This window comes from Paenibacillus sp. FSL H8-0280, assembly GCF_045040665.1.
GTDB classification, from domain to species: Bacteria; Bacillota; Bacilli; order Paenibacillales; family Paenibacillaceae; genus Paenibacillus; species Paenibacillus xylanexedens_A.
In genome coordinates this window covers 640,327-656,408 of sequence record NZ_CP150296.1, presented here as the reverse complement: position 1 = coordinate 656,408, position 16,082 = coordinate 640,327, and the positions used below count along the sequence as shown (strand labels likewise).

Annotated in this window: 14 protein-coding genes; 6 read left to right on the top strand and 8 right to left on the bottom strand. The window is 51.2% G+C overall.

Annotation, left to right across the window (positions count from 1 at the left end; translation table 11 throughout):
• Positions 1–61: 61 nt before the first annotated feature.
• The gene (locus MHI12_RS03060; protein WP_405171495.1) at positions 62–757 is read left to right on the top strand and encodes an NUDIX domain-containing protein; all 696 of its coding nucleotides are present in this window, start codon (positions 62–64) and stop codon (positions 755–757) included.
• A gap of 265 nt (positions 758–1,022) precedes the next feature.
• Here MHI12_RS03060 and MHI12_RS03055 read toward each other — a convergent pair whose 3' ends face one another.
• Positions 1,023–1,829, bottom strand: a complete 807-nt coding sequence (locus MHI12_RS03055) for a TrmB family transcriptional regulator (RefSeq protein ID WP_405171494.1) — start codon at positions 1,827–1,829, stop codon at positions 1,023–1,025.
• Positions 1,830–1,902: 73 nt separating this feature from the next.
• A complete protein-coding gene (locus MHI12_RS03050; RefSeq protein ID WP_405171493.1) occupies positions 1,903–2,718 on the bottom strand; it encodes a zinc ribbon domain-containing protein in 816 nt (271 codons plus the stop codon).
• Between the two features lie 349 nt (positions 2,719–3,067).
• Between MHI12_RS03050 and MHI12_RS03045 the strand changes: the two genes are divergently transcribed.
• From MHI12_RS03045 to MHI12_RS03035, 3 genes are all read left to right on the top strand, one after another.
• A complete protein-coding gene (locus tag MHI12_RS03045) occupies positions 3,068–5,650 on the top strand; it encodes a UvrD-helicase domain-containing protein (protein WP_405171492.1) in 2,583 nt (860 codons plus the stop codon).
• The gene (locus MHI12_RS03040; protein WP_405171491.1) at positions 5,640–5,801 is read left to right on the top strand and encodes a hypothetical protein; all 162 of its coding nucleotides are present in this window, start codon (positions 5,640–5,642) and stop codon (positions 5,799–5,801) included. Before MHI12_RS03045 ends, MHI12_RS03040 begins: the two co-directional genes overlap by 11 nt.
• A gap of 95 nt (positions 5,802–5,896) precedes the next feature.
• Positions 5,897–6,265, top strand: coding sequence for a hypothetical protein (locus MHI12_RS03035; protein WP_405171490.1), 369 nt, complete (start codon positions 5,897–5,899; stop codon positions 6,263–6,265).
• Between the two features lie 90 nt (positions 6,266–6,355).
• On the opposite strand, the gene MHI12_RS03030 is transcribed toward MHI12_RS03035, so the two are convergent.
• Together MHI12_RS03030 and MHI12_RS03025 are read right to left on the bottom strand one after the other, a co-directional pair.
• Positions 6,356–7,426, bottom strand: coding sequence for a Gfo/Idh/MocA family protein (locus MHI12_RS03030; RefSeq protein WP_405172923.1), 1,071 nt, complete (start codon positions 7,424–7,426; stop codon positions 6,356–6,358).
• A gap of 47 nt (positions 7,427–7,473) precedes the next feature.
• A complete protein-coding gene (locus MHI12_RS03025; protein ID WP_405171489.1) occupies positions 7,474–7,950 on the bottom strand; it encodes a GNAT family N-acetyltransferase in 477 nt (158 codons plus the stop codon).
• 249 nt (positions 7,951–8,199) lie between these two features.
• Here MHI12_RS03025 and MHI12_RS03020 point away from each other — a divergent pair, with 249 nt between their 5' ends.
• Both MHI12_RS03020 and MHI12_RS03015 read left to right on the top strand, forming a co-directional pair.
• Positions 8,200–9,264 carry a copper amine oxidase N-terminal domain-containing protein gene (locus MHI12_RS03020; RefSeq protein WP_405171488.1) on the top strand — a complete coding sequence of 355 codons (1,065 nt, stop codon included), beginning with the start codon at positions 8,200–8,202 and terminating at the stop codon, positions 9,262–9,264.
• A 137-nt stretch (positions 9,265–9,401) separates the two neighbouring features.
• A complete protein-coding gene (locus MHI12_RS03015; protein WP_405171487.1) occupies positions 9,402–9,632 on the top strand; it encodes a hypothetical protein in 231 nt (76 codons plus the stop codon).
• A gap of 320 nt (positions 9,633–9,952) precedes the next feature.
• Here MHI12_RS03015 and MHI12_RS03010 read toward each other — a convergent pair whose 3' ends face one another.
• The 4 genes from MHI12_RS03010 to MHI12_RS02995 all read right to left on the bottom strand — a co-directional run bounded on the left by MHI12_RS03010 (position 9,953) and on the right by MHI12_RS02995 (position 16,033).
• A complete protein-coding gene (locus tag MHI12_RS03010) occupies positions 9,953–10,354 on the bottom strand; it encodes a RidA family protein (RefSeq protein ID WP_339786615.1) in 402 nt (133 codons plus the stop codon).
• Positions 10,355–10,587: 233 nt separating this feature from the next.
• Positions 10,588–11,562: a D-alanyl-D-alanine carboxypeptidase family protein gene (locus MHI12_RS03005; protein WP_405171486.1), complete on the bottom strand. Its 975-nt coding sequence runs from the start codon at positions 11,560–11,562 to the stop codon at positions 10,588–10,590.
• A 408-nt stretch (positions 11,563–11,970) separates the two neighbouring features.
• Positions 11,971–12,783 carry a hypothetical protein gene (locus tag MHI12_RS03000; RefSeq protein ID WP_405171485.1) on the bottom strand — a complete coding sequence of 271 codons (813 nt, stop codon included), beginning with the start codon at positions 12,781–12,783 and terminating at the stop codon, positions 11,971–11,973.
• Positions 12,784–12,829: 46 nt separating this feature from the next.
• Positions 12,830–16,033 carry a DEAD/DEAH box helicase gene (locus tag MHI12_RS02995; protein WP_405171484.1) on the bottom strand — a complete coding sequence of 1,068 codons (3,204 nt, stop codon included), beginning with the start codon at positions 16,031–16,033 and terminating at the stop codon, positions 12,830–12,832.
• Positions 16,034–16,082 lie beyond the last annotated feature (49 nt).

Sequence of the window (16,082 nt, the reverse complement as noted above, 5' to 3'; positions counted from 1 at the left end):
TTTAAAACATACTTTGTGAAATTTTGAACTTTAAAATCTGCTATATAAGGAGATACGTTTCATGACCCCAGAACGTTTCGACATTTATGACGAGCAGCAAAATTGGATCGGCACTTCACTACGCAGCGAGGTCCATGCTAAAGGATATTGGCACCGTTCATTCCACTGCTGGATCGTGCGTGACAAAGACGAGCAGCGACAGGTCCTTTTTCAGCGGCGGCGTGATATTAAGGATACCTTTCCTGGATGTTACGACATTACAGCAGCAGGTCATCTCACCGCAGGTGAACAACTGCAAGACGCCAGTCGTGAGCTGGAGGAAGAACTGGGTGTTTATACTCCATTCGAGGCACTAACCTATCTACTCACGGCTACACAACAGCTCCAAGGAGAGGTGCGTGGTGTCCCATTCATAGATCGGGAATTCAGCGCCGTCTATGGATTATGTCTGAACCAGCCGCTCGAAGCCTACGTTCTGCAGCCTAGCGAGGTGGATAGCCTGTATGAAGTGCCGCTGGATGATCTACTCGCTTTGTTTCGTAATGAGATCGACGTGATCCAAGCTACCGGAGTTCAGACCCAGCCGTTGACATCATCACCACATTCCATCGGTCATAAGGACCCGTCAAGCAGCGATCATGCAGCTGATGAACCGGAACGTATCGTTCGCGAGATTCGGGCAACGGAATTTGTACCCCATGGTACAGCTTATTATACGGACGTGCTGGAAGCTCTATATCACGTGCCCAAAGAATGATCGTGTACAATCCTGTTCAACCCGATCCAGTTCAATCGAATGTTCATAGCTTCATTTTCTCAAAAATAGCATCACTTCATACCTTTACTATCGACTTGACTGGAAACAGATGCTGTGACGAACATCACTGTCATATCTCAAACCAGCACAAACAGGCGTCTGCCTTGGGCAGCGCCTGCTTTATGTACACACGTATTCGTTTCAAGATAAATACTTTTGTGCTGGCATGTTCACTCCATCAGAGGTGAATTAGTCGCCGATCTGTCTAGCTCTGGTCACCCTCTCCTGAAGGAGAAGACCAATAACGCGCAGAGAGGTCTTCATACCGGTGTCCATAGCGGGACTCCAGTTCCTCCCCCATATCCTGTTCCAGTTCGTACAACACCAGCTCTTGAGCAAAATGATTAAGCAGCAGTCCGGTCATTACCGGATGCTCCGTCACCACTGCCTGTGTGGCGCATGATTCACCGCGCATGCCTAACATGCACCAGCGGCGATCGACCACCAGGGAAAATTTCCGACCATTACCTGTGCCGTACAAAGGCAGGCCCGGCAAAGGAACAGGCTGATCAAGCATGCCTTCGCCACCATCACACGACCATAACAGCCGCACACCGCGAGCTTCAGCCTGTTGTAAGTCATTACGTAGCAACTCTGCTTCTTCACGCCAAACGTCTACGACAATCTCATGCTGAGCCTCGGCCAATTCACGGCTCAGATTCTCAAACACATTTTTGTCCCCTTCGACGTTATAGAAGACAGGCTTCTCCGGTTCACTTTTGGGCATGCTGCTCTGAACATAATCCAGAGAGGTACGCATTTGATCGGAGATCATACGTGTCATCTCCTCCGGCTTCAGTACACTATACTTCGCCGGTTCCCCCGGACTACACCGCAAGAATCCACGCTGTTCCAGCCGTTGCAGGGTCGCATATACATTGGAACGGGACACGCCCAGCCGCTTCGCAACCTCATATCCTGAGGCTGATCCCTGACGAGCGAGTTCCACCATAATTTTAGATTCCATCTCGGTAAACCCGAGATGACGCAAATGATGCAGCAGTTGGTCCATATTCCCGTCCCCCCATGCTGTCAGCAACCCGCACTGCCTCACACTGATGCGGCAGTGCTTCTACTGCATCAGATCAGATCTGTTCAGCACCACAGCGCGGGCACCACTTCGAACCTTTGGGCAGCTCGGCTGCACAAATCTGACAATTCACCATTTCGCGTGATACTTCGGTCTGTACGTCCACCGTGTTCACAATCGGGTTATTTTCTTTCCAGTAGCGGATGCGTTCGTCCAGCTCCTGCTGACGCTCACGTTCCCGTTGCATCTCTTCATCTCTGCGACGTTCCCACTCCGCATCGAACGCTTCCTTTTCTTCCTGGGTAAATTCCGTACTGTTATATTCCGATTCCGTTTCCAGATCGGCTATGGACGGAATGACCGTATGATACGGCTCGTCTTCCTCCAGTTCCAATTCAGGTGGCGCATCGTAGAAGTCCGGCTCTGGAGTTTGGGTCTGAGCTACAGCTGCCTCCTGTCTCGCGGCTGTGGTGGCTCCTGCGACTCCTGCAGCTCCTACTGTAGGTGCTGCTTTCTTGAGTTCACCCAACTTGCGTCCGCATTTAGGGCAGAAGTTGGCATCCAGGGAAGCGACGTGTCCACACTCGCACAATCGTTCGTTCTTGAGCTGTGCAATCTTGTTGCGCAGACCATCAATCTCGTCCTGCAATTCGTCGCAAAGCTGCGACAGATCCACCATTTCTTTTTCTGCACGCGTCATATCTTGTGCCCGATAACCCTCATAGAAGATGCGACCCATATCTGTAAAATGGACTTCCTGTTCCTGTTGCAAGCCCACAATCTGGTTGTTCAATTTCCCAATCTCAACGGCGTGCTGGGCACGCTCTGTTGCTTTGTTCGCTCCGTCTTTGATGCGCTGAAGCAGTTTCATGACCATTCCTCCTCTGTCCCGTCAAAACCAATATTATCATTTCTATTTAGTAGTAAATTAGCATATTACATCCTTCATGCAAAATGCTCAGGCATATAACTTATACGATATCATGCCAAAAAGTTGCGTAATCTCGTGCAGGTGCCCGTTTTATACCGATACTGGATGAAATCGGGGGCTTTCGTCAAGACCATATGTTCGGGTATAATGAAGCTTTGACCATACTTAACCGCCTGATTAGGCGACTAACTCTATCATACCAATTTACAATGCGATTGTGAAAAGGGCAAATGGTTTACTTTTAGCCGGGATAGTCCTATCCCTGAATGCATACAGAGGTGGATGAAACATGTTAAGTCCGAACTCAACGTTCTACCCCCGTCCGCTCGGGGTTACCCCGGCGGCGTCCCTGCCCCAGTCCCCGTCTGCTCCGCTGGAGACCAGTCGGCAACTCGTGGGTAATGAGCAACAGGATGCCTTTTATTTTCGTTCTCTGGAAGAGGCAGGCATCAAGTTAAACGCACCACAAATCTCGGCAGTCCGTCACGGCAGAGGACCGATTCTGACGCTCGCCGGAGCCGGTTGTGGCAAAACAACTGTACTCGCTGCAAGAGCCGGCTACCTCATAGAGGTCAGCGGCGTACATGCAGGCAGTATCCTGCTGGTGACGTTCACGAACAAAGCCGCCACCGAGATGAAAGACCGGATCGCCGCATTGCCAGGTATACGCCCGGCAGCCGCAAGAGCCGTACAGGCGCGCACCTTTCACTCTTTTGCGCTGACATTATTGCGTCATTACGGTGTACAGGAAGAGATCTTTGGCGAGTCGCGAGCCCAGCATACGGTGCTGAAGATGCTTCTTCGTCAAAATGGCATGAGTGAAGCCTTCCAGCCTGAAAGTCTGCTGGCCATGCTGTCCGCATGGAAGATGCAAGGATCGGAAACAACCGATCTGCCTGAAAAATCACAGGAAGAACGCGATGCCAAGCGTGTTCTGCTTGGTTACGAAGCCTGGAAGCAGGATCGTGGCAAAATGGATTTTGATGATATTTTACTGCGGGCAGCCGCGCTGCTTCGTGATCCTGCTGTTCTGGGGCCGCTTCAGAAGCGTTTCCAGTACATTATGGTGGATGAGTTCCAGGATACCAACCATCTGCAGTATGAAATTGTGCAAAAACTGGCTTCCGCTCACCGCAATCTGATGGTTGTGGGAGACGATGACCAGACGATCTATACCTTTAATGGCGCACGCCAAGAATCGATTTTGGAATTCGATAAAGTATACCCCGGCGCACGCATTGTGACGCTGGATATCAATTATCGTAGTGATGCACGCATTCTGGGACTCGGAAGTGAACTGGTCGCCCGCAATAAACGCAGACGTGACAAACGGCTACGTGCCGCTGGAAACCGCGGCGATGCCCCCCGTTTCGCTACACCCTCCAATGCGGAGGAAGAAGCAGCGTGGGTCGTAAACCAGCTGTGCCAGCAGGTTGAAGAAGGACAACACACCTATCGCGATATTGCGATTCTTCACCGGACAGCCAGCAGCAGCCGGGCTGTATTTGAGCAGCTTGTGTTGAAAGACGTGCCTTTTGTACAACATGGTGCTTCCCCGGTGTTCTACGACCAGTCTCTCATCAGACCCCTGATGGATCATCTGCGTCTGTCTCTTGATCCACGAGCCATGGATGCTCTTCCAAGTGCACTGGGACCGCTCTACGTATCACGTGATGCGGGTCTGGAATGGATTCAGCGCTGTGAACAACAACAGGCGAAGAAATACCCACTCATCCATCTGGTAAAATGGGAAAAGCTGAAACCGTTCCAGCAGGAACAGGTCAAGGAACGCATCAAGCTGATCAAATCACTTCACAAACTGAAGCCCATCATCGCCATACAGGAGATGCGCAGGCAGTTCTACGACAAGTATATGGAAAGTGGTGATCCCAGCATCTTCACCCATTATAAGGAAACGATGCTGGAAACCCTGGATGAATTTGAAGCTGCCGTCAAAAAATTCGAAACGGTGGATGAGTTCATCCAATTCGCGGATGAGCTCTCCCGCAGACACCGTGAGATGGAATCTTTGCGCCGCGCACAGGATAGTGACGCGGTACAGCTGATGACGATCCACCGGGCCAAAGGATTGGAGTTCCCTTGTGTGTACTGGATTGGAGCCAGTGAAGGCATTGTGCCTCACAGTACAGCACTGCGTCAGGATATTCCTGAGGATCAGAAAGCCGCGCTTGCTATGCAACAGACAGACGCCGAACTGGACATGGCGCTGGAGGAAGAACGCAGGCTCGCCTACGTTGCCATCACACGGGCCAAGCAGTACTTGTATGTCACCTCACCGGCGAGCCATCATGGAAAGCCAGCGGATGTGTCCCGTTTCCTGCTTGAAGCCTTCGGCATGGAAGTTCCGGACAAACGCAAACCTCGTGAAGAGAGCCGGACGAGCAGTCAGACTTCATATGGTAAAGGTAATGGACCGTATGCCCGCTCGGGCTCGGGTGCCCGTTCCGAAGGTCGGGATGTGGCACAGCGTCGTGCCATCAGCCACAGTGACCGTCGTGACTACGAGGTCCACAACGAACGTGATGAGGATCGCCTCGGTGAACGGCGTGGCAGTGGTGAAATTCGCAATCATAAGGCATTCAGCACCACAGGTGTGAGTCCGACAACTGCGAATACCTCCAGTTCACATTCGCACACTTCAGGTTCAGGTAATGCTGCGCGTACGGAGACCGTTGCGGTCTGGAAGTGCAGTTCATCCACCTGTAAAGCGTGGCTAAGACAGAAGCCAGCTGTGCCTTCTTCAAAAACAAACAAGAAGGCATCCTCAGGCCCTCCCGCCTGTCCCCTGTGTTCAGGATCGATGGAGGCCGACACCCGCCAGGTGCCCGTAACGGGGAGATTTGGGAAATAACTCAAAGGAAGAGGTCCCTTATGGAGTTAGCGATGAACCATCACTCGTGTCAGTCAGTATTACGGTAGATGGAATTGATTTTTTTGAACAAAGTCGATTACAAGGTAAAGGCAATGGCTGGTCTTATGTGACCGAACATGTTGATGAGTAAATAACACACGAGCATAGTAGCTCGTTTCAGGGCGCTTTTTGCTGTTTATTAACAGTAGAAGCGTCTTTTTTCCATTTCAGAATGGGGGTTGGATTATGCAGGACGACAAACAACATCTGTATGTATCGGTAACTCATAACCTGATTGAACGAACAAAGAACGAATCTACACCCTTTGAAGTGTTCGTGGATGACGAACAGTTGGGCCGATTGAAAGATCTGATGAAGGTGCTGGAGGATGACGATGCCTATACATTGCAACGGGCTCCCGTACCCTACAAATCAGCAGACCACGATGAGGCAACAGAGCAATTTTCAGATGGTATGACTTTGCTGTATACCTTTCTGTATGACCATGGCACGCCGCACTCCCGGCAGGCGATTGAGAGCATGAACGTTCTTCCGAGGCTGCAGGATACGGATTATGATGACCCTGGGTACGAAAATTCACCGTTGAATAAATGACCTGATGCCAAAAAGCATGCGTAACCGCAGATCACGCGGAAGACGCATGCTTTTTAATATAATGAAGGACAACTGCCATGTAAAATGGACTCAATCCAGACGAATCTCCTGCCCTTTCTCAGCGGACTCGTAGATTCCGCACAACATGCGCGTGGAAGCCACACCATCCGCAATTGGGCTGATCGGCTCTGTACCGTTCAGGCAACAATCCACAAAGTGGTCAATCTGGTTCTGGAATGCACTATGAATATGGAGACCCGTATTGTCCGTCTGGGGTTCAATATTCAGGATGGTATTATTTTTCTCCGTGACGATCAGTGTCTCTGGCTCCAGTTCGAACCCACCACGCTCGCCGTATAATTTTACCGAAGATTCATCTCCGCGTGCATGAAGGGTAAAGCTCACATCCACAGCCAGCGAAGCCCCGTTCTCAAACCGAATAAGTGCATTCGCCATATCTTCTACGTCATTCACAGCTGCGCTGTAGTCGGCTGCTTTGTAAAAAGAAAGATGTTCGATATGGGCACGATTGCCCAACTTCCGATACGTATTACCACTGACCGAAACAGGTTTCGGCCTGCCCATGAGGTACCAACATTGGTCGATAATATGTACGCCGAGATCAATCAGGGGGCCACCGCCGGAACGGCTTTTGTCTGCAAACCAACCGCCTGGATTGCCGTGACGCCGCAGAATGGAAGCTTTGGCATAATACAGTTCACCAAACTCCCCGGCATCAATGAATCTGCGCATCATCTGCATATTGTTATCATAACGCCGCACAAATCCAACAATAAACGTACGTCCGCTCTTCTTCACTGCTTCTTCAATCCGCAGTGCATCTTCCACATTGGTTGCCACCGGTTTCTCCAGCAATACATGCTTGCCTGCCTCCAGTGCAGCAATGGCAAACTCGGCGTGTGTATTATTCCAGGTACAGATACTGACGGCATCCACATGCGGGTCCTCCAGCATCTCCCGATAATCGGTGTATACGGATTGAGCATCATACTTTTGCGCAGCAGCTTTAGCCCGCTCCTTGTTCAGATCACAGATGGCATAGATTACGGCATCCTCGTTTTTGGCATAACACCTCATATGAAGATCCGAGATTGATCCTGTACCGATCATTCCGATGTGCAACATTTGTTTCGTGCTCATCATCGTCCTCCCTTCCTTTTCCACAACTTCCACAACATCAATATTGTCTATTCTGCCCGCAGCATGCCTTCGTAAATACCCGGCGTTGAATTTTCAATCTTCACGGCACCCAGCGTCCGGGCATAGAAATCCACAGGTCCCGCTGATCCGATAATCGCATAACCGTAACCGTCCGCCTTCATTGCATGCATACACGCCAGTAACAAGGCTGTGCCTACACCTTTGCCCCGTGCATCCTGGCTCACACCTGTCGGTCCGAAGAAGTTGCGACATGTCGCTTCGTAACAGGCAAATCCAATCATTTTCCCATGCTCAACCGCAATATAACAGGACACCGGCTGACGCGCAAAAGCAACTTCACATTCATCCACCCAAGCCTGGCTAAAATGTGACCTCACCCAATCCAGTACAATTTGTTTCTCTGGGGCAATGGCTCTTCGAATCACAATAGAGGATTCCTCCAACGCTCTCAGTCCACTCTCTTGCTCCGGTAAACGATAGAGCGCTACCAACATATCACTCATCTAATCCGTTCCTCCTCGTACTTGAATGTGAAATAGGACAAAGGTTTGGCCACTTACCTGCAATTAACCTGATCCTGCTGCGGATAACCTGCAATACAAGCGATATTTCTAATTTAAACTAATCTACCGCTTACATTCATTACATTTCAACTGCAACACTTAGACGATTTGTCCCGTCTATTAACTTGAAGCGCGGCCCTAAGGAAGATTTTACCGCGTCAGTACACAGATTAGAAGGGATGAATATTGATGAACAACAACATGAAAAAAGTAAGTGCACTGATGGCCCTATCCATGGCATTGGGTGGTGGAGCCGCTTATGCAGCAACACTGGACAACACAAAACCAGTCCATCAAACATCCGTTTCAGCAGATAGTAACGCAGTGAGTGTAGTAAACGTATCCGTGAATGGTGCATCCATCTCCGATGGTTATTGGAACAAGGATGGCAAAGTAGCCATGATCCCGCTGCGTGATCTTACCGACGCACTGGGTATTGAACTTGAATGGAATAAAGAAACTAAAACTGCAGAGCTGACTCGGGGTGCTCTGTGGACACAGGTAATTACAGGCAAGGACCAATATTCCGTAAATAAAATGCTGCTCACGCTGGGCACAGCGCCTGAAATCACAGGCGGCACTTTGTATGTACCTGCTTCTTTTGCCGAAAAGGTACTGCATGGACAAGTGAACACAACAGGGAATCAAGTGACTATCTCCAGTGAAGAGGACGTGAAGACGGTTACTGAACGTGGTGTAATTACCAGAATCTCAAACCAAGATAAATATCAGTCCATCCAGATTGGTGGTGCAGGTACGGAGGGTATTGTGCTTAATCTGAGCGACGAGACGAAATTCATCTCAGTTGAGGGGAAAGAGATTGCACTGACTGATCTGGCCATTGGCATGAACGTGGAAGCTGAGCATTCCCTGATCACCACCCGCAGTCTGCCACCACAAACGCCGACCTATACAGTCACTGTACTGGATGACGCTGCGGAATCACAATTGAAAGACGTTCTGGGGACAGCGGGTACAATTGAAAATGTAACAACAGCTGAAGGCAGTATCTCACAGATTGAGATTACAGGTACACGCTTAACAGAAACAGCCCCTGACCATGTCGTGCTGAACATTGCTAAAGACACAATGATCGTGAACCACGAAGGTGAAACAGTGAAAGCTGAAGAACTGACCAAAGGAACTAAAGTCATTGGATTCTACAGCCCTGTGTTGACACGCAGCCTGCCTCCAATCGGAACAGCTTGGAAAGTGGTTGTTGAAACACCTGCAGCAGAGCTGGAAGCGAAATAATACGGTTAGAAAAACGTTTGGCTGAAACACATGTTATATGTTGTTGCAGACGACCGCGTGCATCGCTTAACGCGGGGTCATGAGTGTGGAGCATCATAAGACCAGCCATCCGCATGTAGCTCCTGGCGCGCGGTGTAATGAGTTTGGTGCATCAAGAGCACAGCCGTGCGGCCAGGCGGCGAAGTCAATTCAAAATAACCTTATCCGCTTGTCTTTTGACAGGCATGGATAAGGTTGTTTTTTTTGGTTTTGGTTTTGGTTTTGGTTTTGGTTTTGGTTTTGGTTTTGGTTTTGGTTTTGGTTTTGGTTTTGGTTTTGGTTATGGTTCTGGTTCTGGTTTTTTTAGAGTGTGTCTACAAACTGCTTAAAACCGAAGGATATCTGAAACTTGTCCGGAGCAGACACGTGCGATGTGCGCTGCATACGAAATACATTACATACCGAATGTAAGAGCAAGCGGTGTTAACACTAACGAATCTGAGGCATCTTATTCAAGGATTTGAAGCACCCGCAGGAATCTAAGGAATCTCAGGCACGCTATGTTTGAATAAATAGCTGTTTACAGCATTTTTATCAAAGGAATTTAGGAAATAACGTGTCTGATGTTCCTTACATTTTAGCAAGAGGACCTTATCGCCAAATAAGACGTCCCGTGTTCCTTAGAAAATCTTCCGGGTATTTGCCAGAATCAACCGGCTTGGGTTTCATCTTCAACAATCGCTTCCACTTCAATCTCAACCATCAATAAGGGATCAATGAGTGCGCTAACTTCAACCATGGTAGCTACAGGCTGGATCTGTCCAAAAAATTCACCGTGCGCCTTGCCAACTTCCTCCCATCTGGAGATATCGGTCACAAACATCCGGGTTCTCACCACATGCGACATGTCAGCCCCCAGTTCTTTCAGTGAATTCTCGATCGTCTGCAAAACGAACCTTGTCTGTGCATACGGATCACCTGCTCCAACAACTACACCATCTTGCATCGCGGTTGTACCCGCCACTTCAATTCGGTTACCTACACGGATGGCACGGCAATATCCCACCAATGGTTCCCATGGGGAGCCCGTAAATACCTGCTGTCTGCTCATTCTCTCGTCCCTCGCTTTGGTTGTATTTGTCTCTTCGGATTAAACATGAATTATATCAGTCTATCATCATCCAAAACAATGGAATGAGGTCTAATTCTATCTTAACTCCATTAACATTTTTGCACAGAAAAAATCCCCTGAATGACTACCCATTGGTTAGATCAAGGACGGTTCATTCGGGGATTTATGAGAATTAGTATTAGTATCTTTTCTTTAAGGATGAAACATCCAAATTACAACTTGATATTAGCCTCATCGAAGTATTCTTCCAGAGTTAACCCACTCTTCGCCACATCCGGTGCCAAATCTGTACCGATGTACCGGATATGCCAAGGCTCATAGACGTAACCTGTGGTATCTTCTTCACCTTGCAGATAACGGATGATATATCCGTATTCTGCAGCGTGTTCAGCCAACCACTGGCCTTCCTTCGATGTGCCAAATACCTCTTCCAACACATTGCCCACACTCGGGCTGGATACATCAATGGCAAGACCCGTCTGATGTTCGCTTCGGCCCGGCACAGAGCTCACGCGATCTGTGTATTCTTGACCTTTGGTTTTGACATTATTGTTATAGATGGATACCTGACGCTGATATGAACGATAACCGGACACCGCACGAAGCTCAATGCCATCCGCTTTTGCACCTGCAAACAACTTCTCCAGTGCCTCCGCAGCTTCCTTGCGCATATGCCGCTTCTCGTGAGGTTCGTCGAAGGAGAACGGTACATTCGGCTCTACCAGATCGTCCGGCTCGTACCCGTCAGGCAGACTCCGTTGTTTGTTCACAATGACGGTCATAGACTCGGCATTGGTCACCACAGATTGTGCATCAATTGTCGTTTGCAGTGCGCTGATACTGCGTTTCTCCAGCAATGGATCTTCCGCTGTCGCGCCATTCCCATTGTCCGAAGAGCCCTGCCCTTCGCCCGCTGAAGCATTCCCAGACTCGCTATCCGTGCCTTCACCGCTGTTGCCAGAAGATGATGTGTCATCCCCGCCAGCATTGTCGCCATCCGTTCCTTTATCCTCCGTAAAATGAACCGTTGTGCCGTCCGTCTCCTGTTGTGTGTTACCTGTTCCATTTGGATTCTGGCTCTCCTCTGTGCCTGAACCGTTCTGGCACGCGGCAAGCAATGCTCCGCATATCATCAATGAGGACAGCATAACCACCATACGGCGCTGTCTTCCTGTAGTTGATTTCATGTAAAAACTCCTATCGCAATAATATAAATGTTATATAGTCCTCTGCGTGCAGTGTTCCCTGCGACAGTATACCTTAATTGGGAGCGAAGCTCCACCGGTAAAGACGTCCTTTAGAAGAGATCCGAATGAACATATACAGGCTGTACAGCCTGTATGATCGTTTTTTGGACTTTTAAAGCAACATCCCCGTGCTGTACACAAATAGAAGTGAAGTGGGAATATGCCTTCATATATCCAATATGCAAAAAAGCGATTATACCGAGATGCACTTTACTAATGAGCATTGGCATTGTTGGATAAAGACAAAATTCATCTTGTACCGGGAAATGAATTAAATCGAATAATGCAACATGCTGCAATAAAAACAAGCAGGGGTGATCTGAGATCTCCCCCGCTCTGATGGGTGCATCATTTGGTTGCCGGGCTGTCTGTCTTCTTCTGGACAGCCTGCCACATCCGCGCGGCTACACGCTCGCGGATCAAATCCAGCCCTGCGGTGGCCGGCACGCCCGGCAGCAGCGCCGTCAGCTCCGGCAACGCCGGCGGCTTGCCTGGCTGCGCGAGGCGCACCTCAACGGCGCCAAAGCCCGGCCCCGGCTGGTGCATGGCGCCGTCCGCGGCAGCCTCGGCGATCCACTCGCCGACGGCCGCGCCGCCTTCGCCGCCCCGCACTTGCGGGCGGCCAGCCGTTTCCGCTGCGCGGCCGGGGCCGCTGGGATCATGGGCGAGTTCCTCCGCCCATGCCCCCAGCACGCCGGCGAGCAGCGCTTCGCGCGGCAGGCCGGCGTGCGCCAGCTGCAGCAGCGGCTCGGCCGCGAGGCGCGCGGCTACGGCACGCTCAGCGGCCGCGGCATGCGCGCAGCTGGGGCGGCCGCAGGTGCACGCCACGGCCGCGCTGGCCGTTGCTGCGCCTGGCGAGCCATCGGGCGCTTGCGCAGCCGGCAGCAGCCCGGCAAGTTCCTCGGACGCCGGGCCGCCGCGCAGCAGGGCGTACAGCGTCAGCGGGCGCTTGCGCAGCTGAGCCAGTACAGCCTCGCGCTGGGCCTCGCTCAGTCGCGCCGGCGTTCCCGTGACCGTGAACATGCCTGCGGCCGATCCGGTCTTGCCCTCAGCAGCGGAAGCAGAAACGGAAACTTCCTGGTCCGCATCCGCTGCTGTATTTACTTCCGCTGTCCATCCACCGGGGGACATATGCAGCTCGATCTTCCATTTTTCGCTCACAACAATCCCCCTTTCTCAACATCTATATTCTCCTGATCTTTCAAGGTCACAGCCACGTCTCACCCTGAAGTGAGATCAGACCACGCAGTTCATCATCCGACATCTCTGTCAGCCAGTTCTCACCTGAACCGACGACCTGCTCGGACAGTGCCTTTTTGCTTTCGATCAGTTCATCAATGCGTTCCTCCAGTGTTCCCTGACAGATCAACTTATGCACCTGCACATTGCGATTCTGCCCTATTCGGAATACACGGTCCGTTGCCTGATTCTCAACCGCAGGATTCCACCACCGATCATAGTGAACGACATGACTCGCCCGTGTCAGATTCAGACCCACACCTCCGGCACGAAGAGATAGAACAAACATGGACGGCCCCTCTCCTTTTTGGAAAGTCTCCACCATATCATCTCTTTGCGCCTTCGACACACCACCATGCAGGAAATACGGCTCTTCCTCATATCGCTGTTTCAATCGTGCTACCAGCAGATCTCCCATAGCAACATATTGCGTGAAGATCAGTGCCGATTCCCCGTTATCACGGATGGCGTCCAGCAATTCAAGCAAACGTTCCATCTTACCGGATGCCTCAGCCTTGCCGTGGTCTTTCCGATTACTGTCCGCCAGCACCGGATGATCACAGATCTGCTTGAGCTTGGTCAGGGAGGACAGAACAATCCCCTTCCGGGCAATGCCATTTCTGCCGTCCAGACCACCCATCAGATCATCCACCACACGCTGGTACAACACCGTCTGCTCCGGCGTCAGAGAACAATAGGATTTCAGTTCAAGCTTCTCTGGCAGATCCTTGCGAATATCCGGATCACTTTTCAGCCTGCGCAGCATGAATGGAGATACCAGTCGATGAAGCTCACGCAAGGATGCTGCATTTTCTTCGGATGGCCCCAGTCCCGTATACCGCTGGCGGAACGATGAAGCTGTGCCCAGATACCCCGGATTGAGAAACTGGAAAATCGACCAAAGTTCGCTCAGTCGGTTCTCTACAGGCGTTCCCGTCATCGCAATACGATGAAGTGTAGACAGGCGCATTACGCTTTGCGCTTGTTTGGTACGGTAGTTCTTAATATATTGTGCCTCATCCAGCACAATGGTGGACCAGTGCAATGAAGCCAGGTCCGGGCCATCTCTGCCTGCCAGATGATAGGTCGTCAGTACAATGTCATGCGTCTGCGCTTCTGCCTGAAAATCATTCCCGTGCAGCCGTTGTCCGCCATGATGAATGTACAGCGACAGATCCGGGGCAAACCGCTTCAGCTCACGCTGCCAGTTTCCAAGCAGCGAGGTAGGACACACAATAAGTGCAGGCAGATGAACAGGCTGCTCATTCGTGTTCTGATCCGCCGGGAAAGAATCATCTGATCCATTCAGCATCTCATTCTCACGGGCTTCCTCTTCAGCCGCCTGGCGTTCCTCGTGTTTGCGGTCCAGCAGACAGGTAATTACCTGAATCGTCTTCCCAAGTCCCATATCGTCCGCCAGACATACGCCAAAGCCCAGCTCACGCATCGCGGATAACCATTGGTAGCCTCGTTCCTGATAAGGTCTTAATTCACCATGCAATTCTGCTGGAACCTGACGAGGCTCAATGCTGCGAAGCACCTGTCCATCGAGCAGGAAAGCGAGCATCCCATCGGATTCGGCACCAAAGACGGAAAGGCCCTTCCATGCGGAATCCTCCCCTTCATCCGCTGCCAGATGCAGCCATTCGGAGAGAGGCATATATTGTTCTTCTTCTTTTTTCATATAACGCAGGACTTGGCGAATCTCTTTTGTATCCACTTCAATCCATTCACCACGGAACATGACATACGGAACTGTGGATTCAGCCAATGCTGCCAGTTCCTCCGCCGTGACCGGTTTACCATCCAGCATAGGCTCCGCTTTGAAAGCAACCAATTGTTCCATGCCCAGTGCCGATGTGGCTCCAGGCAACCGCTCTGTTCCCCGATTCAACATCTGCAGACGCAGTCCCGCACGACGTTTCCCGGCTCGACTCCACCTTGAAGGCATGAGAACGGTTATCCCGGCCTTCTGCAAACGTGGAACCGCATGCGTGAGAAACTCAAAGAAACCCTGCTGCTCCAGCTTAATTTCCTCCGGACGAGCGGTAAGCAGCGCCGTCTCCAGTTCAGGTGCCATTTCTGCTGCTTGCCCGAGTGCCATCAATAATTGCTCTGCCGCCGAGGTATACAACACCTTCCCTCGGTCCAGATCTCGCTCTGGATGTGCCCAGATAGTCCGTGCAGGCAACCTCAGGCTTGGTTCCTGCTCACTGTCCACCCAAAAGCTGATCCCCCAGATCGTTTCATGTTCGCCCAGCGGTGGCTCCAAGCGGAGCACCAGCTTCAATTGGCCTTCAGCAGGCGCCATCTCTTCTGCTCCCACAATTGGCATTGACGTTCCACCAACTTCTTGCAGCGTATGAATAAACGCTGTCATATCGTCCGTCGGCCCTTGCACCGTCACAGGACGGAACATCGAGATCAGACTGTTCCACCAGAGTTCGGCTACTGGCGAAGATCCGCGTCGATATGGGGTGCGGTAACGGGACAGTTCACTGTCCATGCCCTCCAGTTCACTTGTCACTACAGCATGAATCATGCCACTCATGAATGAAAATAATACCGCAGCCCCTGCTTCTTCACGCGTTTCCGGTTCCAATGAAGCATAAGCTCCAGGAGCAGCCAACCCAATTGGAGGCATCGCTTCAGCAAGATCGCGGAAGCGTTCGATGTCCTCCTCCTGCTGCAAGCGTGGCCGCCATACGCCTGTTAATGTCTCTTGTCCGGTCCGTCGCCGTGCTCCGGTCTTTGCTGCGAATTCAGCCGATGGAGCAATTGCTCCCCGCAACAACAGCTCCTGTGTGAACTGCGCCGCCTTGATCCAGTAACGCATCTCTTCTCCAACCTGAATTCCGGCTGCATTTAACAAACGGTCATCCCATTGCAGCAGCAACCTGAAAGCATCCTTAGGCGAGACTGCCAATCCTTCCAATGTGCGCCCCAGCAGCTGACGCCGCTTTGTGTTCTTCGCTTCAGCCGTGTTCCTCAGCGGATTCGGCCAGCGCAGCTCCGCAAGACGCAGAGCGGCAGGCTGAAACAGACGACCCCCGTCGCCAAAATTCAACCTTCTTACCACGTGGCTCCATGCATCCACACGTGGTTCCGATGTTTCACCGGAAAAACAAAAAAATACGTCACCAAGCCATACTCCATACAGCGATTGCATCATTAAAGTCTCCCGTCATCCCTTCGCATTGTTACTCTCCATCATATACGAA

Bases quoted from the DNA above. Each gene is read 5' to 3' on its own strand.
- MHI12_RS03030 (WP_405172923.1), bottom strand. From the start codon at position 7,426: ATGAGCACGAAACAAATGTTGCACATCGGAATGATCGGTACAGGATCA.
- MHI12_RS03035 (WP_405171490.1), top strand. From the start codon at position 5,897: ATGCAGGACGACAAACAACATCTGTATGTATCGGTAACTCATAACCTG.
- MHI12_RS03010 (WP_339786615.1), bottom strand. From the start codon at position 10,354: ATGAGCAGACAGCAGGTATTTACGGGCTCCCCATGGGAACCATTGGTG.
- MHI12_RS03015 (WP_405171487.1), top strand. From the start codon at position 9,402: ATGAGTTTGGTGCATCAAGAGCACAGCCGTGCGGCCAGGCGGCGAAGT.
- MHI12_RS03050 (WP_405171493.1), bottom strand. From the start codon at position 2,718: ATGAAACTGCTTCAGCGCATCAAAGACGGAGCGAACAAAGCAACAGAG.
- MHI12_RS03005 (WP_405171486.1), bottom strand. From the start codon at position 11,562: ATGAAATCAACTACAGGAAGACAGCGCCGTATGGTGGTTATGCTGTCC.
- MHI12_RS03020 (WP_405171488.1), top strand. From the start codon at position 8,200: ATGAACAACAACATGAAAAAAGTAAGTGCACTGATGGCCCTATCCATG.
- MHI12_RS03055 (WP_405171494.1), bottom strand. From the start codon at position 1,829: ATGGACCAACTGCTGCATCATTTGCGTCATCTCGGGTTTACCGAGATG.
- MHI12_RS02995 (WP_405171484.1), bottom strand. From the start codon at position 16,033: ATGATGCAATCGCTGTATGGAGTATGGCTTGGTGACGTATTTTTTTGT.
- MHI12_RS03060 (WP_405171495.1), top strand. From the start codon at position 62: ATGACCCCAGAACGTTTCGACATTTATGACGAGCAGCAAAATTGGATC.
- MHI12_RS03045 (WP_405171492.1), top strand. From the start codon at position 3,068: ATGTTAAGTCCGAACTCAACGTTCTACCCCCGTCCGCTCGGGGTTACC.
- MHI12_RS03025 (WP_405171489.1), bottom strand. From the start codon at position 7,950: ATGAGTGATATGTTGGTAGCGCTCTATCGTTTACCGGAGCAAGAGAGT.